At 54.2% G+C, this 21,164-nt stretch carries 16 protein-coding genes; 4 read left to right on the top strand and 12 right to left on the bottom strand.

The annotated features are described in order from the left end of the window. Positions 1-17 precede the first annotated feature (17 nt). A complete protein-coding gene (locus K239x_RS01510) occupies positions 18-3,014 on the top strand; it encodes an FG-GAP-like repeat-containing protein (protein ID WP_145415929.1) in 2,997 nt (998 codons plus the stop codon). 38 nt (positions 3,015-3,052) lie between these two features. Here K239x_RS01510 and K239x_RS01505 read toward each other — a convergent pair whose 3' ends face one another. The 11 genes from K239x_RS01505 to K239x_RS01455 all read right to left on the bottom strand — a co-directional run bounded on the left by K239x_RS01505 (position 3,053) and on the right by K239x_RS01455 (position 13,450). Then, positions 3,053-4,060, bottom strand: a complete 1,008-nt coding sequence (locus K239x_RS01505) for a DUF3500 domain-containing protein (RefSeq protein ID WP_145415928.1) — start codon at positions 4,058-4,060, stop codon at positions 3,053-3,055. 243 nt (positions 4,061-4,303) lie between these two features. Next, entirely contained in the window at positions 4,304-5,701 is a 1,398-nt protein-coding gene (locus K239x_RS01500) for a Gfo/Idh/MocA family protein (protein WP_145415927.1), read from the bottom strand. A 132-nt stretch (positions 5,702-5,833) separates the two neighbouring features. Next, entirely contained in the window at positions 5,834-7,489 is a 1,656-nt protein-coding gene (locus K239x_RS01495; RefSeq protein ID WP_145415926.1) for a putative manganese-dependent inorganic diphosphatase, read from the bottom strand. Between the two features lie 76 nt (positions 7,490-7,565). Then, positions 7,566-8,111, bottom strand: a complete 546-nt coding sequence (locus tag K239x_RS01490; protein WP_145415925.1) for a flavoprotein — start codon at positions 8,109-8,111, stop codon at positions 7,566-7,568. Positions 8,112-8,176: 65 nt separating this feature from the next. Continuing rightward, on the bottom strand, positions 8,177-8,455 hold the full coding sequence (locus tag K239x_RS01485) for a DNA-directed RNA polymerase subunit omega (RefSeq protein WP_145415924.1): 279 nt from the start codon (positions 8,453-8,455) through the stop codon (positions 8,177-8,179). Then, complete coding sequence (gene gmk / locus K239x_RS01480; RefSeq protein WP_145415923.1) at positions 8,440-9,042, bottom strand: guanylate kinase; 603 nt, start codon at positions 9,040-9,042, stop codon at positions 8,440-8,442. The genes K239x_RS01485 and gmk overlap by 16 nt, the downstream gene beginning before the upstream one ends. Before the next feature lie 40 nt (positions 9,043-9,082). After that, positions 9,083-10,009, bottom strand: a complete 927-nt coding sequence (locus K239x_RS01475) for a YicC/YloC family endoribonuclease (protein ID WP_145415922.1) — start codon at positions 10,007-10,009, stop codon at positions 9,083-9,085. Positions 10,010-10,045: 36 nt separating this feature from the next. Further along, positions 10,046-10,624 (bottom strand): preprotein translocase subunit SecG, encoded by a 579-nt coding sequence (secG, locus tag K239x_RS01470; RefSeq protein WP_145415921.1) that lies wholly within the window; start codon positions 10,622-10,624, stop codon positions 10,046-10,048. Positions 10,625-10,685: 61 nt separating this feature from the next. Next, positions 10,686-11,441, bottom strand: coding sequence for a triose-phosphate isomerase (gene tpiA / locus K239x_RS01465; protein ID WP_145415920.1), 756 nt, complete (start codon positions 11,439-11,441; stop codon positions 10,686-10,688). Continuing rightward, positions 11,438-12,475: a 3-deoxy-7-phosphoheptulonate synthase gene (aroF, locus tag K239x_RS01460; RefSeq protein WP_145415919.1), complete on the bottom strand. Its 1,038-nt coding sequence runs from the start codon at positions 12,473-12,475 to the stop codon at positions 11,438-11,440. The genes tpiA and aroF overlap by 4 nt, the downstream gene beginning before the upstream one ends. A gap of 267 nt (positions 12,476-12,742) precedes the next feature. Further along, positions 12,743-13,450 (bottom strand): lipopolysaccharide kinase InaA family protein, encoded by a 708-nt coding sequence (locus tag K239x_RS01455; RefSeq protein WP_419189548.1) that lies wholly within the window; start codon positions 13,448-13,450, stop codon positions 12,743-12,745. Positions 13,451-13,861: 411 nt separating this feature from the next. On the opposite strand from K239x_RS01455, the gene K239x_RS01450 reads away from it, so the two are divergent. After that, positions 13,862-14,527 carry a class I SAM-dependent methyltransferase gene (locus K239x_RS01450; RefSeq protein ID WP_145415917.1) on the top strand — a complete coding sequence of 222 codons (666 nt, stop codon included), beginning with the start codon at positions 13,862-13,864 and terminating at the stop codon, positions 14,525-14,527. 42 nt (positions 14,528-14,569) lie between these two features. On the opposite strand, the gene K239x_RS01445 is transcribed toward K239x_RS01450, so the two are convergent. Then, positions 14,570-18,367 (bottom strand): DUF4347 domain-containing protein, encoded by a 3,798-nt coding sequence (locus tag K239x_RS01445; protein WP_419189547.1) that lies wholly within the window; start codon positions 18,365-18,367, stop codon positions 14,570-14,572. A gap of 329 nt (positions 18,368-18,696) precedes the next feature. Between K239x_RS01445 and K239x_RS01440 the strand changes: the two genes are divergently transcribed. After that, positions 18,697-19,896, top strand: a complete 1,200-nt coding sequence (locus tag K239x_RS01440; RefSeq protein ID WP_145415915.1) for a glycosyltransferase family 4 protein — start codon at positions 18,697-18,699, stop codon at positions 19,894-19,896. A gap of 104 nt (positions 19,897-20,000) precedes the next feature. Then, positions 20,001-21,146, top strand: a complete 1,146-nt coding sequence (locus tag K239x_RS01435; protein ID WP_145415914.1) for a hypothetical protein — start codon at positions 20,001-20,003, stop codon at positions 21,144-21,146. Positions 21,147-21,164: the final 18 nt, after the last annotated feature.

Genomic DNA, 21,164 nt, shown 5'->3' with positions numbered 1-21,164 from the left:
TTTGAGTCGTAGGCTACATGTTCTTTCCAATCGCCAGCCCCAGCCGCGTTTTTTCGGGGTCGTCGCGATGGCTGATCGTCCTTGCCATGACTGCCGCAGGCTTACTGACTGGCTGCGATCGCGACAAGCAGCCAGCGAGCCCCGTCTCCGAATCGACGACCGCATCGTCCGTGGTCCCCGAGAGACGAGAAAACCGTTTGGATCAGACTTCGCTAGCCGTTGAACAAGGAGATCTCGACAAGGCCAAAACGCTGATCGAAGCGTTGCTAGTCGCCCATCCTGAAGACACTGACATATTGGCGATGGCGATCGAAGTGTTCTCCAGACGGAAAGACTACGCGCAAGCTGCCACGCTGGCCGAGGCATTTGCAACCAAGAAACCCGAATCGTCCAGCCACGCTCTCGTGCGTGCTTTTCAATGGCATCTTCAAACCGGAGATTTCGATAAAGCGGAATCTTCGCTCGAACAAGCCATCCAGTTGCAGCCAAACTTCGTCCCCGCGCGTCGACTACTGGCACAGATCCTGAACGCTCAAGGCAGACGATTTAAAGCGGCCCAGCAGACTCGTGAATTATTAAAACTGGAGCCCGCCAATCCTGACGATCTGTTGAGTTTGATCGACCTGAGCGCTCCGTTTCCAACGGTTTCGTATGCGGACTATGAAAAGTCCCCCACCCTAACGATTCTTGGCGACGCTCGGTTGTCCAACGCCCAAGTCATCCAGAGAGACAAGGCCAAGGAGTTGGCGCATTCGGCGGCCGACCAATTTCCCCAGTCGCAAGCCGCCGCTGCTTTTCTGGGACGATTGCTGGCCAACACCGGCGATCAATCCGAGCTCCGCCAATGGGCGCAATCGATCCCTGCGGGAACAGAGCGACATCCCGAGTATTGGGCGACTTTGGGAACATGGCTTCGTCAGCAGCAACGGCACCAGGAAGCGATCCGAGCATTCTGTGAATGTCTGAAAAGGGACGCTACGGACCGTCGTGCCTTGCGTGATCTAATCGCATCGTTGGAAGACATCGGGCAATCCGGTAAGACGCTCAAGGCAAAGCAGACTCTCGCGGACCTGGACAAAATTTACCGCTTGGCCCGAAATGCGGATGCGGAACAATCGCGTTGGATCGCCGAGCAACTTCAGCGTCTCGGACGCCCGTGGGAATCCAACGGCTGGTTGGAAAGAGCGTCGCGAATCGATGGCAATTTGCAGCAACTTTCCGGTCAATTCGCCGGCCGCCGCAAAGCGATTGCAAGCTGGGAAGCTGCAGCGGACGCTGAGGCAATTTCCCAAAACCGTATCAATACAACGCTCGGGTTGGATCCTGAAGCCTGGCCACTCCCTGACCTCGCCGAACTAATCAAATCCGAATCGCCATCCAGTGTGCCTACCACCGAGACGCAATTTGCGTTGCAAGACGTGGCCAATGATCTGGGCATCCAGACATCGTTTATCAGCGACTACGATCTGACCAACCGCAAAAACTATTTGCATCAGACGAATGGTGGTGGATTGGCGGCGTTCGACTATGACTTGGATGGGTGCTGTGACATCTACGTTGCCCAGTCGGGCGGCAAGCCAAGTGGCGTTTCCAATGCCAACGAGCTTTTTCGCCAGCACGCCACGACTGCCTTCGTCGAAATGAGTGACTTAGCGGGAGTTGGTGACAAGGGTTATAGCCAAGGCGTCTGCGCGGCGGACGTTAATCAAGATGGCTGGCCAGATCTGCTGGTGGCGAATATCGGCACCAACAGCCTGTACCTCAATCAAGGCGACGGGACCTATCAGAAAGTCGCCTCGCAAGCTTTTGATTCCGTCGACCAGTGGACGTCCAGCATCGCCGTGGGCGATTTGGATGGCGACGCTTTACCAGAGATCGTCGAAGTCAATTACGTCGACGATCCAACAGTCTTTGAACTTGCATGCGAAGGCAAAGCGATCAGCTGCCAGCCGCAAAGATTTCGCGCCGCGATTGACCGTGTGTTGCGAAGCGGCCACGCCGGTGGTTTTCAGAAATGGTCTGCATTTGACGCTTCGCCGAACTATGGGTTCGGCGTCATCATCGCCAACTTGGACGGCCAGGCCGGAAACGACATTTTCATTTCCAATGACGGAGATCTAAATCATCTGTGGGTCAGCGAACCCGATGAGCGCAATTCAACGACCACCGACCAGCGATTTGTTCTGACAGAGTCTGCCGGAGTTCGTGGTTGCAGCATTGGATCGCGCGGGACCGCACAAGCCTGCATGGGCATCGCGTTGGGAGACTTTGACCGCAATCAGAAGCCTGACTTGCACGTCTCGAATTTCCACAATGAATCGGTCAATCTGTTCTTACAGCAGGAATCAGGCTTTTTCGTTGACAGTGCTCTTAAGCTGGGTTTGCAAAACGCCAGCATGAACGTGCTGGGTTTTGGCACTCAGGCAACCGACTTTGACAACGACGGCTGGGCTGACTTAGCAACGCTCAACGGGCACCTGTACGACGCGCGGTATGCGGACATTCCGTTTCGTATGAAGCCGCAAATGTTTCGCGGCGGCCCCAAGGGATTTACGCTGCAAGATGAATCCGCAATGAACGCGTATGGACAACAGGCGACCCTGGGACGCACCCTTGCCACACTCGATTGGAATCGCGACGGACGCATCGATTTGCTCGCCGGTCATCTTGATCAACCGATCGCACTGCTTCAAAACCAACAAACGCCGCCCGGAAACTGGATTCAGTTGCAACTGACTGGCGTCGAAAGCGAACGCGATGCGATTGGGGCCGAAGTGCGATTGACCGCAGGCGATCAGTCCTGGACTGCTTGGCAAGTCGGCGGTGATGGATACATGTGCACAAACGAACCGATCATCCACTTTGGTATCGGTAGCTCGCCAACGATCGAAACCGTCCAAATCAGCTGGCCATCTGGAAAAAAGCAGACGTTCAAAAACGTTGCCGTCAACGATCGATACTTGATCGTCGAAAACTCCGACGCAACGTTTCCCATTCTGCGTCCTACCAACTAGCTGCTGGTAGAACTTCGATGCTCAAAAAACAAGACCGTTTAGGCGTTCAATTTTACGTCGGCCGAATCAGCCATGTTCACCCAGACGTGAACGTGAGGTGCGCCGCGATAGTGCCAGACAAAGCTAGGCCCTTCGACACGCCAGTTGTCCCAAACCTTATCGCCGCCGATGTCCTTGTCCGTGTAAAAGGAAAGGTTGCACGCATCAATCCCGCCTTGTGCATTTAAGCACTGCAAAGCTTCATCACGATCACTCTGACGATAGGGTTCGGTCATCGTCGCCAACACCTTTTGCAAGTGTTCCTTCTGGTCGGACGACATGTCACTGACAGGAAGCCCCGTGAACTTGCCTTGTTTGCCCTGAAATGCGACGGCCTGCTCGCGAGGTGTCTTGGCGACTTGTGATTGTTTCTGCTGGCGACCGTCCAACATTTTGTACAAATCGTTAGCAGCAACCGCTTGGCTCCAGAACACATTGTCAGTGTGATTGGCGTCTTCGTTATCTTGCGGCGCGTGCCCGTAGAAAATCGGCCCACCAAAAGCAACGTGGTCGGCCGAATTTCCGTCACATCGCAACGTCATGTGCCGACCAGTCAAAACCAATTCGAATTTGCCTTCTCCTGGCTTTCCAAAGATCGCGATGGACTGTTCGTTGCCAAAACCGCCGCAATCATCTTCCATTTGTTGGTAGTATCGCTCGTGCCACTCAGGATGCACAATCGACTCGAATACTTGGGTGATCATGTCTCGCTGCTCATCACTGTAGAAATCGTCGTTGATTTCACGCTTGGTGATGTTCCAGTTGTTGGCGACAAAGGTTCGCAGTAGGCCACGTTTCTTGTCGGTGTGATTCCAGTCGAAGCACACATCTTTCTTCTGTTGATCACTGAAGGTTTTGTACAAGCGACCGACTAAGGTCTCCGCGGTCACTTTTGCTGCCGCTTCGGCCTGAGCCGTGGCTGCCGAGATTCCTACTCCCGCCGCGATCGCGGCAGCCGAGGTGGTTTCCAAAAATTTACGGCGATTGATCGAATGCGAATTGTTCATCAGGAACCTCAAGAGTGAGAAAGGTGGGACCGCCAAATTATACCGTGTTAATCCGTGCTTGCCATTTTCAGACAGCCGAATCAGGCAACATTCAGCACGAGAAGGAGCAACCGCCAAAACACAATGCTAGGGAAGGCCTGCCGCAAGCTCCAACCGTTGATAATACGGCCTATCCGCACCTACAAAAAACGCCGCAGAGCATGGCTCCACGGCGTGTACGCTTGTTAGCTGAAGAAGCCTAACTTAGCTTTTGACCGTCTCTCGCATTTCGATCTCGTAGCCTTCGCGGTACGGTCGTGCGAGGAACGAATTGGCTTCTTCATCGCCGACGATTTGCTCGGAATCGTTGTTCCATTTCAGATCCCGACCAAGGCGTGCTGAGATGCCAGCGAGGTGGCAGACGTTCAACATTTCCATGTGAGTATGGACGTCGGAGATAGGAGTCTGCTTATTGCGATGGCAGTGCAAGAAGTTGGCCCAATGCTGCTTGCGTTCGTTGGACTCCATCGGCATGCCGCGGTAGACCTTGCTGATCGCGTCTTCGGGCAACGGATTGTTAGCCAATTCTTCGACAGGTTTGCCAACCAACTTTCTTCGATTGACAAAAATCCGTCCTTTATCGCCCGTAATCAGAACGCCATTATCGGTATCGTTGCGGATAATCATCTCGGTCCCGCCAGGATACTTCACAGAAAAGTTGAAGTTGGTCGCAGTGTTATAGCGATCTTTATCGACGGGAAATCCATCCTTGAATTCGACCGGATGTTCGGCGCGACCGCCCAACGAAACAGGACCAGCCGTCTGGCCATTCAGTTTCAAGGCCCAGTTACAAATGTCGACGTGGTGAGCCCCCCAGTCAGTCAATTTGCCGCCGGAGTACTCGTACCACCAGCGAAACTCATAGTGGCAGTTTGTGTTGCCACGACCATTTTTGTTCCCGGTGCTAAGATGCCGATAGTCCACTGCCGGTGCGGGTCCCAACCAACGGTCCCAGTTCAATTCACTGGGCACATCAGCCACAGGAATCGCGGGGCTCTTGGGTGCACCACCGATCGCTGCTTGGACCTGCTGAATTTTGCCTACGCGGCCATCAGCAACCAGTGCAAGGGCTTTAACAAATAGGTTAAATGTACTGCGTTGCTGGGTGCCGACTTGAACGACACTGCCGGTTTCTTCTTGCACCTTGCGAATCAATTTGCCTTCGTCGATGGTCAACGTCAGCGGTTTTTCGCAGTAGACATCTTTGCCCGCATACATTGCTTCGATCAGCGGTTTGGTGTGCCAATGATCTGGAGTGCCGATGTGAATGACATCGATATCATCACGCGAAAGTACTTCACGGTAGTCTTCGTAGACGTCCGCCTTTCCGCCGCTCATGGTCTTGTTTGACTTTGCCAACCGCTTGGAATCAACATCGGCAATGGCAACCACGTCCACCCAATCCTTGGCGGCCTTCATGTTACCGTTCGCCATTCCGCCGGCGCCAATCACACCAAGCGTGATGCGATCATTCTTGCTTTTCGTTTCCTGAGCCAACGTGCGTGGCGTCGAAAAAAAGTACGGAACCGAAGTCGCGGCCCCGGCCGCAGCACTGGTTTTTAAAAAGTCTCGGCGATCACTCTTGTTTGATGACACAGGCATACCTTCAGTTTTAGTTAATGACAAATAGCAAACAAAATTTCCCACGGCGTCGTGAAAACGACGTCGCAGTTTACTCGAATCACTTGAAAAACGAAAATTTGAAGCGACTTAAAATTTGCTCAAACGAGCAACTTAGGCGACAACTGGCCCAGTTTCCAAAAGACTGATGATCAATGGCAGCAATTGCTTCTTGCGACTGACTACTTCTTCCAGCTTGTACAGCCTGTCTTCCAACTCCGGATAGTTAATGTCTTCCCAACCGGCCGGTTCGCTGCTCATCATCAAAACACTGCCTGTGCTGGCGATATCCGTGACCAACAAGGCGGAAAATTCTAGCCGGTTTTGATTGGCCAAGCCTTCCAAAGCCTGGAACAGCTCGTCTTTGCGTTCCCAGAAAAGGTCAAACCCGATCTCTTCGATTTGCGAAATCGAAAAACGCCGGCCGTGTTCCTCAAACTCTTTGCAGTCTTCGCGAACGACCTGCTCCGGAGAACAGCTTCGCAGGGCCGAGCCGACGGCAAAAAACTCGCTGGTGTATTCTTCTAAGTCGACTTTGCAGAACTCATTGAGCCAAGGCAGAAGATTGCGGTCAACATCCGTCGTGGTCGGCGATCGCAAATTGAGCGTATCGCTAATCATTCCCGATGCCATGCACAGAGCGATGCCCGGGGTTGGGTCGATACCTGCTTGACGAAACATCCTGGCGACCAGGGTGCAGGTTGATCCCACCGGATCCATAAAGAATCGAATCGGTTGCGTCGATTTCAACGAGCCACCCAGTCGATGGTGGTCGAGCACCTCAACAATGTTGGAATCTTCGACTCCGCGAACAGCCTGCGAAATTTCGTTGTGATCGACCAGAACGACTTGAGTTTGCGGAGGATTGACCAGGTCGCTCTTGCTGAGCACTCCGACCAGTCGGCCATCGTCCAGAACAGGAAAAACCACCTGGTCCGTTCGCACGACTTGCTGGCGAGCGTCTTCGATGGCTAGCTTTGCCGGCAGAGTAACAAAATCAGTATCGATCACTGATTGGATCAGCCGCGCCGCTTTGATACGCATCGTGGTCGTCGCGGTGTCGTACGGGCTGTTGATGACCGCCACGCCCCGAGCTTCGGCCAACTGCATCAACCCATTGGAAAGCTGAAATCCGCCTGTCACGACTAACGCGCGAACGCCGCGTTCGATCGCAGGCAACTGAATCGTCGGACGGTCGCCGCTGACGACCAGCAGTTTTTCAGCGGGGAACGCTTGCATGTGGTCGACGAATCCACCGGCACTCATAGCGCCCACCGAAACAATCAGCTGCTCGTCACGTTCAATGTCGACTTTGTGCTGAAAAGTACCGCCGAGCACGGACACGATCTTCTTAAGGTTCCCGTGCACTTGCCGGGATTGGATGGGGTCGACGCCGCCTTGAAGAACCAGTTCCAGCAGATCCAGTAAGGTGACAATCCCGACGAGCTTTTCAGCATCGTTGACGATGGGAATTGCTCGTAGCTTGTGCAGATTCATCTGCTCGTAGACTTCGTAGAAGCAATCCGATTCGTGTGCCAGCGAGATCTCGTGATTGCAAACGTCTTCCACTGCAGGACGTACGTCCATGATGATCCGCGGCGGCAAAATCCCCGCGGTGTGCAGCGCAAATTCGGTGCGCTCGTTGGGTGGTCCACAGCAGGCCGCTACCGCATCGGGGCGCGTGGTGCGACGCAGAAAATCTGCATAAGCGATCGCGCTACAAATCGCGTCTGTGTCAGGATTTCGGTGTCCGAAAACAAAAAGAGACATAAAGCGTTTGAAAAGAAGGGTGACTTTGACCCGCCCGAAAATCGAGCAAGCTCGGATTAGGACGCTGGGCTGGACCTCACGTTTTCAACAAATCGTCTGCTGCCGCCAATATCTGCTGGGGTTCACTCATTCGACCGGCACCTTTGACACGGCAACTAAGCCAACCAGTCTCGGGCCCCACAAAGTGACAGCCGTCTTCGGTAAGCTGAGCAACATTTCTTGCCACCGAGGGTTTTTCCCACATCGCATGGCTCATCGCTGGAGCGATCAAAACCGGGCAAGTCACTTGTAAATAAAGCGTACTGACCAAATCATCGGCAACTCCGCTCGCAAACTTTGCCAACAGATTTGCGGTTCCCGGAGCAACGATCATCAAATCCAGATCGCGTGCCAATTCGATGTGGGCGCCCAAGGGGTGATCGGTATGAAAGCTTTTGGTCGCGACTGGCTTGCCAGAGAGGGCCGCGAGCGTTGCGGGCCCGAGAAACTCGGTCGCACTGTGCGTCATTGCCGTACACACATCGTTGCCAGCTTGAACAAGTCGGCTACAAAGAATCGCTGATTTGTAGGCAGCAATCCCGCCACCGACAGCGAGCAAAATGGCTCGCCCATTATTGTTCATAGGCTTCTTTTGAATCTCTTGGGCCGCAGGCGGCCCAAGAAAATGCGTTTGGGACCAATGGCAGTCTACAAATCCGACGCTTCCAAATCGGGAGCTTCGGCAGCAGCAATCGTCGCGTCCAAGTCGAGCTCTTTGACGGTTTCGATTTCGTTTTCCATATTCAATACGATTTTGTCTTGCATGATTTCCTGCAAAACGATTGTCATTTTGTCGTGCGTGTCAGCATTGACCAATGCACGGCTGCCTTGGTTCAGTTGCACCAATCGCTTTTGGATCAGTGTGCTGAGCTTGAAACGGCCGCCAACCTTATTGACGATTTCTTCTTCTTTTAGCTCTTCGAGCATGGCTTGCTTTCCTTTTGGTCGTTTAGCAATTGGCAAATTTCGGCGACGGCTGTGTCGACGTTGCCGTTAATGATTTCGTATTGATAGCGGTGTAAATAACGCATTTCACGGCCGGCGGTTTCCAGTCGCCGCGTGATCGCCTCCTCGGATTCCGTCCCACGATTGCGAAGTCGTCGTTCCAATTCATCCACGCTGCCGGGGTGAATGAACAGCGTAATCGGATTGAATTCTTCGTTCTCTAAAATGGCCAACGCACCCTGAACGTCGATCTCCAGGATGACCCATTGGCCGTCAGCCAGGGCCGCAGCGACCTGCTGGCGAAGCGTCCCGTACCAATGTCCCTGCCCGAAAACCTCCTTGCATTCTAAGAAGGCATCTTGCGATCGAAGCTCAGCAAATCGCTCGTCGGAGATAAAAAAGTAGTGTTTCCCCTCTACTTCACCCTGCCGCTGCGCGCGGGTGGTCGCTGAAACACTTAATTTCAGCTGCAATTTGCACTGAGTCAGCAATTGGTCCACGACAGTCGACTTTCCCGCGCCACTGGGGCCGGAAATGATAATGAGTCGGGCTTTGTCGCAGTCGTTCATGAGCGTGAAAGGGTTGAGGTAGCGTTGCGATGAATCAAAACTATTCCAAGTTTTGAACCAATTCTCGCATCCTTTCGATCGCACACTTGATTTCGACGACATTGGTCGAAATTTCTGAGTCAGCCGCCTTGCTGCCGATGGTGTTCGTTTCGCGAAACATTTCTTGAATCACGAAGTCTAGTTTACGTCCCGTTGGCTCTCTTTGGCCAGCGTCATCGACCGAATCATCCAAGACATCCACGAACATTTTCAAGTGGCTGCCCAGGCGGGTGATTTCCTCGCTGATGTCCGATCGATCAGCATAGATCTGAACTTCCCGGAGCAAGTCCACCGCATCGACGCTCAAGTCGTGCTGCGCCAACGTGCGCTGCACCTTGGCTTCAAGCCGCTGCTGATAGGTATCGATCGCTCGTGGAGCGATCTCGCCAATCCGATCCAAATGAACCCGAATCTGGCTGCAATCCGCGTGCAGCGAATCCGCCATGCGACCGCCTTCGGTCGCTCGCATTTCATTCAAGTTATCGATCGCTGCCGTCACGGTACTCGCGACAAACGCCCACAACTGTTCGTCATCGCGGCGATTTTGTTTGGCCGACGAGATAACACCGGGAAGCGTAATCAGTGACGACAAATCGATGTTAGCTTCGACTCGGGACGTTTTGCGAACATGCTCGAGTTGCTCGACGTAAGCTTGCAAAACATCTTGATCGATATTGGGCAACGACAGCTGAGCAGGCCGACGCCAGTTGACGCTCAAGTGAACGCTTCCGCGTGGGATAAGCGACCGGGCGAGCGATTCCACCTGACTCTCGAGAGAGGCCAGCGAATCGCTCAGTCGTGGAGAACACTTGAAACCACGATTGTTCACCGTGCGCACTTCCACTGTCATCGTGCCCAAATCACCTTGGGCTGAAGCGTGACCTTGTCCGGTCATGCTGCGGACGCAGTTCGTCGTGGTTGCGCTCATTCGTATCTTTCTAAAAGACGGATTTGCCCGCAAAGGCTATTCGTCGCCTTCTTTTGCGTCCGCTTCATCGGACTCGCCGTCTGCATCCGCTTCCGGCTTGTCGTCAATTGCAGTTTCCTTGTCGTCTGCTTTCGCGTCGTCGTTTTCAGTCGACTCGGTTTCCGTCGCTTCATCTTTCTTGGCAGGCGTCAAATCCATCGATGGTGTTTCGCCACTGCTGAGCGAACCATTGCCGGTCGAATCGTCAGCCGAACCGTCGATTTTGGACGGCGGAATGATCAACCCCGACGTTTTGTCTTCATCATCCGCAGGTCCTGCGGAGATGGACGACCTTGTTTCGTCAGCCGTGATTGTGGGCGTGTGTTGCCCAAGTAACCACATCGTAAACGCACAGGTAAACCCCCAAACCGCTGCCATCACAATGGTGATCACGGTGAACGTGTCGCCGGCTTTGCTACCGAACGCACTTTGACCACCGGGACCACCCAATGCTCCGGCCAATCCACCGCCGCGGCCGCGTTGGACCAGCACCAACAAGATCAGCATCAACGACAGGAATCCCATCAGGAATCCCAGCAAGGTGCCGGTAAGTGTTGCAACGAAATAAAACGTCATGATTTTCGTCCGTCTAGTTTCAAAATATGAGTGGTTTGGATTTTGTCTTTGCCCAAGGGGCTCAGCCAGCGGCGATGATGCCAGCAAAGTCATCGGTCTTCAGACTAGCGCCACCGACCAATGCTCCGTCGATATTCGGCTGCCCAAGCAATTCCTTGGCATTACCGGGTTTTACGCTGCCACCGTACTGGATTCGGATTTGTCCAGCCACGTCATCTGTGAACAGTTCGCCTAGCAATTTGCGAATAAACGCGTGAACTTCTTCGGCTTGCTCGGGCGACGCGGTCTTGCCGGTGCCGATCGCCCAAACGGGTTCGTAAGCGACGACGATTCCCGCAGCACGGACTTCATCCAAACCAGCAAGCGAACCGCGCAGTTGTGTTTCGACGACTTTTTCGGTGTTGCCAGCTTCACGGTCTTCCAGTGTTTCACCAACGCAGACGATGGGCACCAAGTTGCCAGCAAGGGCGGCGTGGAGTTTTTCGCTAATCTGAGCGTCGGTTTCGCCCATGATTGCGCGGCGTTCGCTGTGTCCCAAAATGACATAGCGACAACCCACGTCGGTCAACATCGATGGGTTGACTTCGCCAGTGAAGGCTCCGTCGTCAGCGGCGTAGACGTTTTGGGCGCCAATGCTGACGGGGGTTCCCGCAGTGGCTTCGGCGACAGCACCCAGGTAAACGTTTGGCGGGCAAAGGACGACATCAACCGAAGGATTCTCGCCGACAGCAGCGACGATGCCTTTGGCCAGTTCCGAAGACGATTGTCCGCGGAGGTTCATTTTCCAGTTACCAGCAATGATTGTTCGACGGCTCAAGCGGATGTCTCCGAGACGGGTGAAATGGTTTTGTTTAAAAGTTCAGCCAAGGATTTCATTTGGCTGAATAACTCACGGTATTGATCGGGTAGCAGCGCCTGCGGTCCGTCGCTCTTCGCCTCCTCGGGACAATCGTGCACTTCGATGTGAACACCATCCGCACCGGCAGCCAAGCCTGCCATGGCACATGAAGGAATCAAATCGGGCCGGCCCGTGGCGTGCGATGGGTCGACAATGATCGGTAAATGGCTCAAGCCGTGCACTACTGGCACAGCGGCGACGTCAAACAAATTCCGCGTCGCAGGGTCAAAACTCTTGATACCTCGTTCGCAAAGCACGACGTTCATGTTGCCTTGCGAAAGAATGTACTCGGCACACATCAACAAATCGTTGATCGTCGCCGCCATGCCACGTTTGAGTAGAACCGGACGCTTTGATTTTCCGACTTCGGTCAGCAGTGCAAAGTTCTGCATATTGCGTGCGCCGACTTGCAACATGTCAGCGTACTCCGAAACCACTTCGACCAACCGTGGGTCGGTGACTTCGGTGACGACGGGCATACCATGCTGATCGCCGACTTCGCGAAGCAATTTCAAACCGTCGATCCCCATGCCTTGAAAGGCATACGGGCTGGTGCGAGGTTTGAACGCCCCACCGCGAAAGAGATTGGCCCCTGAAGCTCGGACGTGCTCAGCGATGCGATGCATGCGATCGGGGTCTTCGACGCTGCATGGCCCGGCGATCATGCCCAGATTTCCGCCGCCGATTTTGACTCCCGAGACGTCGACGACGCTGGGATCGGGGTGTGCATCGCGAGAGGCAAGTTTGTACGGAGGCAGGACCGGCACCACTTTGGCGACGCCCGGAATTGCTTTAAGCGGTTCTTCACGCAGCAGTTCTTCGTCGCCGATGATGCCGACGATCGTGCGATATGTGCCGCGGCTGAGATGATGCTGGAGCCCCAGGGCTTCGACACGTTGGAGCACGTGATCGATTTGGTCGTCCGTCGCACGATTTTTCAGGATCAGAATCACGGTGAACGAACTTCGACAAAAAGTGGCAAATCGGGCGGCATCCGGGGCGAATGCAAGCCACGTAATCTAGCACTCAAAGCCCATTTTCGTCGAGGCCAATGGGTCGTAGGGGGCGTGATTCCCGCATGATTCAGCTCCATTGGCCAATCACCTCTGAATCCTCAGCGTTCTGCAGAACGAAAAACGCGATCCACACGGCCGTTTGCGTTCGATTCGCTTGCCAAGATAGACGCTTCGAGGGCGGTTTGGACCGCTCCCACTAAGGGTTTAGGCAGCGTCGGCGTTTGCCCGGGTGGTGATTCCACGCTCCAAAAGATCGAACAAGTAGTGCATTCTGGGCCCGTTACGCCTTCGGACCCGTGCGGGTTTGATCGAATCCAAGTCCAACAGGTAGAGCCGTCCTTGGCGGTCAAACATGAAGTTGCCAGCGTGGCAGTCGCAGTGAGCCAACCCAGCTTGGATCAGCCGATCGCGAGTTTCGCGGATTTGACCGTAGATGTACTCCAAACCGCTTTTGCCCTGCAATTCAGCGACTCCGCTCAGCATCCGCCAGGAACCAGCGGCAATATTTGCTCCATCGATGTACTCGTAAATGATGCACGAGTTGCCGCGAAATGGGCCCCGCTGTTCCTGCAAAATCGCCAGTGGCTGCGGGGTATTGAACCCGTACTCGGTATATCGAAACGCTTTCTCAGCCGCGCGGCGAGCACGCGAACGCTGGAATCGCTGCTTAAGAGCATGCCGAGCACTTCGCTCGGTAAACAGCTTGACAACGACCGGCCCTGACGGCAGATCAATCCGCGAAACCCAGCGAGCACGGCAGCGTTTGTAGGTTTCACCGGCCTTCATCGTCGATTCAATCTCGTTCACCAAATCGCTCAGCAGCGAATCATCCACGCGCGAATCGAATCGAACGACCTGGGGGTCGACCGACCAAGCAGGTCGCAGCAAGTCGCGCGAACTCCTTTTTATCATGGTGACGTCTTCAATCCTGTTGGCAAAACCGGGGCCTTCATCGTTGGCGAGGTGCCCGAGTATTCCGAAATCCAGCGCACATTGATAGATCAGCTGCGATGGTTCATGCCTGACCTTTGTCATTGCACCCTGATAGCTGCACCCTGATAGCTGCACCTTGGTGGCTGCACCTTTGTCACGCCATCGCGAGCCGATATTGACATGCTCGGCCGCATGATGGTACGCACCGCGATTGTTTCGGCTCAGCGCCGACAGATTTCTCTCGTTGTCGAACCAGATTCACCACCCCAGTCGCCGATGCGCCCGCAGTTTTCACCACAAGAGGTGATTGCAGCGTGTCTGGCCTAGTTTGCCGTCCAACGTTGCAGATAGTACGCCCAGAGCCACCCTTTCTATTGCAGTCATCGTCCAATGCGCCGTCTCTTAAAGAACTTCGTACCGCGTCCTCTCAAACGCTTCATCCTTGAGAACGAAACGATTCGTCGACAACAAGCAGTGGATCGCCTGGCGAAAGTTCCCATCCAGAAGAAGCACATTGAGAATTGCGAACTGGTACTCAATCGATTCGAGATGCTGCAACGTCTCGGTTCGCAAGCCGTTGTCGCCGAGCTAGGGGTCAACCGCGGAGAGTTCAGCGAAACGATCATCCAAGAGTTGGCGCCCGAGAAGTTACATCTTGTCGATATCTGGCACACCGAACGATACAACGATGGCTTGTACCGCGAGATCCAAGCGAAGTTCGCTACGGAGATTGAATCGGGCAAAGTCGAGATTCATCGTGATCTTTCAACCGATGCCGCGCCAGCGTTTGCCGACGACTATTTTGACTTGGTGTATATCGACACGGATCATTCCTACGAAACGACTCGCGATGAACTCAATGCTTACGCCAGTAAGGTAAAGCCCAACGGAATCCTATCGGGACACGATTACTCGATGGGAAACTGGGTCGGCAGTTTCCGCTATGGCGTGATCGAAGCTGTCCACGAATTCTGCGTTCAGAGCAACTGGGAACTTCGCTATCTGACCTGCGAACCGCTGGAAAGCCAGAGCTTTGCGATTCGTCGGATTCAATAGCTACGCCATTTCATCTAGAGCAACTTTCCGATCGATCATCGATCAAACGATCTGCCACTTACCGACCTTGCCTTCGGTCAGACTGACGTAATAAAGCGAGCCATCGGGTCCTTGTTGAATATCGACCACGAAGTTTGCGCCCGTCGTAAACACGCTTGAACCAGTCAATTCGCCGTTCGCGCCGACATCGACGTGACGAACAACGCCGCGGTACAAGTCATTGAAGAACAGATCGCCTTCGTACTGAATACCCAAATCAGAGTCGGTCACAATGTCGCCCAGCACGATCGCATTGGTAGCGACGGTGTTGTGATACAACGCAATCTGAGGTGGGGTTGCATTGTTGTTCTGATAGAACACGCCGGCTTCGGATAGTGTGCTATACCCTGGCGTGGCACTGTTAGCGCCTTGGCGGCCTTCGTAAAACGGCCAACCAAAGTTTGCGCCCGCATCGCCCGTGTTGATTTCTTCGTAGCTATTCAATCCGGTTTCGCCGATGTACAAGCGATCGGTTTCGGGATCCACCGTCAGACGCCACGGATTGCGAAGCCCAAGTTGGTAAACACGTGATTGGTTGGAGTTGGGGTTTCCGTCATAGAACGGATTGTCACTTAGCCCCTGCCCAGTACTTGGATCGATTCGCAGCACTTTGCCCGAGAGACTATTCACGTCTTGGACACGCAATGCTCGGCGGTCCGTGAAGCTAAAACTGGCACCATCACCGATCGATACAAACAAGTTTCCATCGCTGGCAAACGCGAGACTGCCGACCGTGTGCGAACGACTGTCGCTGTTGATGAAGTCCTCGATGAATTGACCGTTTTCCATGCCGCCCTGCGGTTCGCCCAAGTTGGCGGTGCTGTCGACGTAGGCGTTGAAGTTATCCCAGGTACTGTTCTTGCCTAACAAGACGGTTCCGCTGCCATCGACGACGCTGGTAAATCCGCTGGATGCGTCCAACGTAAACCGTTCCAAGCGTCCCGCACGGTTACCACGCCCATCAGGACCAGCGTTGCCCGTGTTGTCGAATACTTCGGGCGGATCGTACGTGTACAGCAGATAGATGTAGCCGTTGGATTGAAAATTTGGATCCAAGACAAAATCAACCAACCCGCGGTCTTGAGCATCATTCACTTTGTCGGAGATATCGATCACGACGCTGGTGTTGGTGCTGCCGTCACGAGCGACTTTGATCACGCCGCCTTTTTCGCCGACATACATATTGCGACCGTCGGGCGACCATGCGACCGCTAGTGGTTGGTTTAGCCCAGTGATCACATCCTGTTCAACCACATTGCCGGTTGGGTTCAGCGGCGGGTCACCTTCGGGAACATCCAACGAGAAGTTCCACTGGCCGACGCGGTGGTAGTTGGGTCGGTTGTAGTTGGCCGCCGAGAAACCAACATACGCTTGATCGCCTACGAATTGGTCGATTTCAATATTGGTTTTCAACACTGCGAAAATGGGCTTCTCTGCTTCAGTCGATACAAACACCGACAGCAGATTGGTTTCGCCGTTGTAGTCAATCCAAGCGTGGTACAGCGTGTCGTTATTCAGATCAAAGGGTGATCCGACTTGTGTGTAAGCGTTGCCAACTTGGCCGTTCGTCGTCACTGCAATCGAATCGACAGCAATATCCCATCCGGGCCTTTGGCTGGTATCAAATTCGATCGCGACGCTCTGTCCGATCGTGTTGTAGCCTAAATTACTGCCGTTCTGTCCCAAAGCTTCGCTGCCTTGCCCCGAATTCTGAAGCAGGAATGTCATACCATCAGCACCATTGCCGCCGCTTCCGCCACCAATCTGAAATGTGAAAGCTGACTGAAAGGAAGTCTGATCATTGAAAGAAATCGGGCTGTCAAAAAACGCTGTGCCCGCTTGCTGGTTTCCCGCGCCAGTCAATTCCAATTGACCGCTGTTGTAGGACGCCGAACCATTCAGATTGATCCCGCTGGCTGAATTGAAATCGGCATAGCGAGGCAGTCCCGAATCGTCATCCAAAATCGTGATGGAGGATGTCCGCGGTGCCAGCAGATCGGCTCCGTTGGGGTTGCTGACGCGTACGCTAAATGTTTCCGTCGACTCTTCGTTGGAGTCATTAAGAATGTCAACGGTGAACTGCTTGGACGTTTCACCATCGGCAAAGTACAGCGTGCCGCTGGTCGCCTGAAAATCCTGACCAGCCGTGGCTGAATCGTCGAACGTTTGGTAGTCGATCGACGCACTGCCGCTGCTACCACCAATGCGCTGCACTTCCAACGTGATCGCCCCCTGCCCTTCGACAGTCGTGACGCTGCTTGTCGCTAACGAAAAACTGCCCGAGTCGCCGCCGCCGGGGTTATCGTTGGCAAGAAACTGAAAGTATCCGTTCGAATGCAGCGTTTCGCTTTGAACAAACCCCGGTTCAACACCGATGCCTGATCGATAGGTACCGGTGGAAAGGGTCGTGGCCGCTTCTGTTTCAAAGGCCTGGCCATCAATGCGGATAAAATCGACCTCAAGGTTTCTGTCAAAGCCGCCCGGTGTATACGTGTCATTGATAAACGCGACTCGCACGCGATCGGCGGTTACATTGCCGTCACTTTGATAAGTAAACGTCTGGCCGCTGGCGGAAATGTCGTTGTAGGTTGCCACCACGTTGCCATCGATTAGCAATTGAGCCGACTCGGTTCCCGTTTGACCTGCCAAGGCGACTTCAATCGTGGCCCCACCACCACCGCCGTCGGAACCCGAGAAATCAAAGAAGCCGTTAGCTACCAAGTACTCGGTTTGAAAATTCCCGCTGGTGACACCGGTGGCATCCGTGTAGACGCCGTCACCAAATACGGAGGGGGCTTCTGTTTCGTAGGTGACGCCATCGACGACGACACGGTCAACTCGCAAGTTGCGGTCGATGCCTGCGTCTGGATCGTAGAGGTCGTTGACAAAATTGATACGAATGTCGTCGATTGACGCGCCATCGATATCGGTCACGTAGGGATAGAATCGATCGTTGGCCGCATCGGTGCCGACCACAAACCAGGTCGCGACAATTTCTCCGTTGATCTCAAGCTCCATCAATTCATCGCCAGTCGAACCTGCAGCATAGATGTCGATGGAGAGCTGGCCATCAAATGCCTGCAACTGCGAAACAGCCAACAGTCCGTCGAACTGGATGTCACCGTTTTGATACTCCAGATCCCAGTCGGCATGATGTTGCGAATCGGCGGCACCGGTCCGGTCGGTCGAAGCAGCCACGTCCATGCCCACCATGGATGCCAACCGATCAAGAAAGCGAACACCTGTGGTTCCGCTGGCGACATCACAACCGTACAGCACCAAGTCAGCGTTGGTCGCCATCGATTGGCGCCACTGATTGATCGACGAGTCAGACTCGCTCAGGTTTTCGTTGGAAAGCGTTTGGTTGCCCAGATGAAGTGCGCCCTCGCTACCGTGACAAAGCAGGTGAACGGATTGAACGCCGCGACGGTTTTGCAGGATGGTCGTAATCTGATCGACGCCACTGGTCGAAGCGTCCAGCATCGCGATTTCGACGCCTTCGGGAACTGCAGCCAGAAGCGCTGCGGCGTTCTCAACCCCACCGTCGACGATCACAAGCGATGTGCTGATTGCCGCTGAATCAATCGCGTTTGCCGCAGTGACGGATCCTGCCACGGCACTGGTATTTGCTGACGCATTGGCCGCCACATTGACTGGGGCGGCGACCTGTGCCACTGCCACTCCAGCATCTCCGGCCAACATCATCCGTGGCTCAAGAGCCGCCAGCAGCCAATGTCGTTGTCGTGAGTGGTCCGGTCGGCTGGGGCGGGATCGACGAAGTGGTTTAGAGCGCAGAAACATGAAATCGGACCAAGATGTAGACAGCAAATTTTTCATTCAGTTTAGTTCACGAATACCCCCCGGCAACTTTTGACGATTGGGACTGTCCAAACAGTTGCTCCTCCCCTGGCTGCCGTGCTAATTGTGACGATTACAGCGATTGTGGCTGCCTGTTTGCCGACGAGACGCTGCCCCTAGGCCGAAAAGCTCCAGTTTCACGGCAAAAACTTCACAAAACTACACTTGCGACGGCCAGACGACTCTTGGCAGCATGATCGCAAAGAGTACCTCCGGTGGATTCCGAAACCACCGCAACACGAGCCGCCCCTCTTCAAACCATTTGAATTAACTTGAAAATCGCCTTCGTCGGAATCGGCCAAAGCTACCCGTCGCATCTTTGGATGGGGCGAATGCGTCAAATGCTCGGTGAGCAGATCGTTGTCAATATCGACGACATGCGCAATACCACTCAGGGCACGCCTATGCAGAGCGACACGCTCTACATTCCGCGGCGGCAAAGTGGATTTCGGCGTGTTGCCAGTGCCCTGCGACTAACCAGCGAAACCAAAGAATCGATGCGAGATGAGTGGTTGTTAAAAACCATCACTCAACACGATGCTTCGCTGGCCTTTGTGCATTTTCTGGATTTCGCAGTCCGGTTCCACGAGGTTTGGTCACGACTGGATATTCCGATCGTCGTGCATTGCCACGGCTACGACATCACCTGGGATGTCCGCCACCACACCGACGGCACCTTGCTACATCCGCTCAACTATCGTGACAGCGTGCGTGATCTTCCGGACAATGTTTGGTTCATCGCCAACTCCACGTACACGCAGAGTCAGCTTGAGCAACTGGGAATCAATCCCGAAAAGATCTTCTTAAAACGCTTTGGCGTTCCTGTTTCGCATCGTCCCAATGCAATTCCCGCAGATGCTTCTCCACGCATTCTGTTCTTGGGGCGATTGGTTGATTTCAAAGGACCGCTAGAAACCGTTCAAGCCTTCAGCCAGATCGCACAGAGACACGATCAAGCGAGATTGGACATTGCGGGCGGAGGCGATTTGGCGTCCGCGATCCAACAGCGAATCCGCGATCTTGGCACCGAGTCGTCGATTCATTGTCATGGCGCGGTGAGCTCCGATCGCGGCCAAGAACTTCGCGATCAATCTGTCATCTTTACAGCCCACAATCAAACCGGCGAAATGACCGGGCAACAAGAAGCATTTGGGGTGAGCCTGTTGGAAGCGATGGGACAAGGCATTCCAGTGGTAACCGGTCGTAGCGGTGGGATCGTCGATTTCGTCCACCACGAAGAAAACGGAATGTTGTTCACACCCGGCGATATCGATGCCCATGCCGGCATGCTGAACGAGCTTTTGTCGTCTCCCAAACGACGCGAAGAGTTGGGAGAAGCTGCTTGGCACAGCGTTCGGCAAAACTACCAACCGCATCACGAACAATCTGATCTGAATCGAATTTTTCGGCAGGTCAGCGACGCTGGCTCGATGCCCACGGTACAACCCAAGACGAAGCGACACGCCGCCTAGCAAGTGAACGCGTCTATCGAATCGAAAGGCCAAGCAGTGAGAAACTGTTGGGCAACATAAACGCGAAGCCAGCCCCCCCCTCTTTTCGAATCTTCCATTCGCTCATGAATCATCCGTCGGTAATCACCAACACGACTTTGTGGTTGTCAGGTTCAAACGAAGCTGTTTCGGCTGACCAGTTTGTCTGCGACAGCGACTTGCTGCCGGCCTATCAACTTGGCGACCGATATAGCACCAACCCGCTCAGCTTGGTTCGCGAAACTGGCGAACTGCATCTTCGACGTGACTACATCCAGAAACATCATCTCAGCAAGAAGGGCTACACCCTTCGCGACGGGATCGCCGATGTGCGGCTAAAAATGCACACCCGCCCTGTTGTGGGAACTCAAGTCAGCGAAGACATGCCTGTCAACGACGAAGTGACACGGGCCAACCTCGAAGACTTTGCCCGTGCGGTGCAACTTGGCGTTCAGAGCTTCGAAGAACGATTTCCCGATGCCAACCACTACATCATGGTCGGTGGTAAAGACAGCTTGAATCTATTGCTGCTTGATTGGCAGTGCCCGATGACCGCCGTGTCAGCAGAACCAAACTATCCACTGGTCAAGAAATTTGTCGAAGACAACCGACTGGATGTAAAAGTCGTAAGGCTAGAAGATCCCGCCCCTCGCCCTGACCCAGAGATGCTGCACAACTTTGGGCGTCTGGACATGGAACATGCTCGTTGGTTGACACACCTGCAGCAGTTTGTCGACGCGCATGACCGCACCGTCCTCTGGTCTGGGTTAGTCATGGATATCGTGTTAAAGCAAGACTGGCGGCGCATCATCAAGCGGCCCACCAATGCATTGAACCGGCCGATTCAAAGCTTGGCTCGTAACAACGCGGCGACGCACAAGTTGTTGCCCGTCGGACTTGGCTATCGAACCCGTTTGGCCCAAGCAATTTCCAACCGCTGTTCACTGCTCCAAGGCAGCAACGGTTCCCTGCTCCAATCGTTATTCAACTGCCACGCTCTGTCGCCCTATCATTTACCCGAGGTGCTTCCGGCGATGAGTCGCTGGGACATCCTGGGCATCGATCGAGACTGGCGTCCGGATCTGGGTCAGCTCTGGCTCGGAAAACCCGTGATCTATCCCGAGGCAAATCCCGGCCCGGTCGAATCAACGGTGCGAGGCCCACAAAACTCAGGCTCCGAATTCCTGAGAGTCGTCGAAGAGTCTGGCCTGAAAATTGTTCCGCAAACCTAGTTGCAAGCCAACTTGATG

This window comes from Stieleria marina (assembly GCA_007741555.1).
Classification (GTDB): domain Bacteria; phylum Planctomycetota; class Planctomycetia; order Pirellulales; family Pirellulaceae; genus K23-9.
This window is presented reverse-complemented; position numbering and strand designations above follow the sequence as displayed.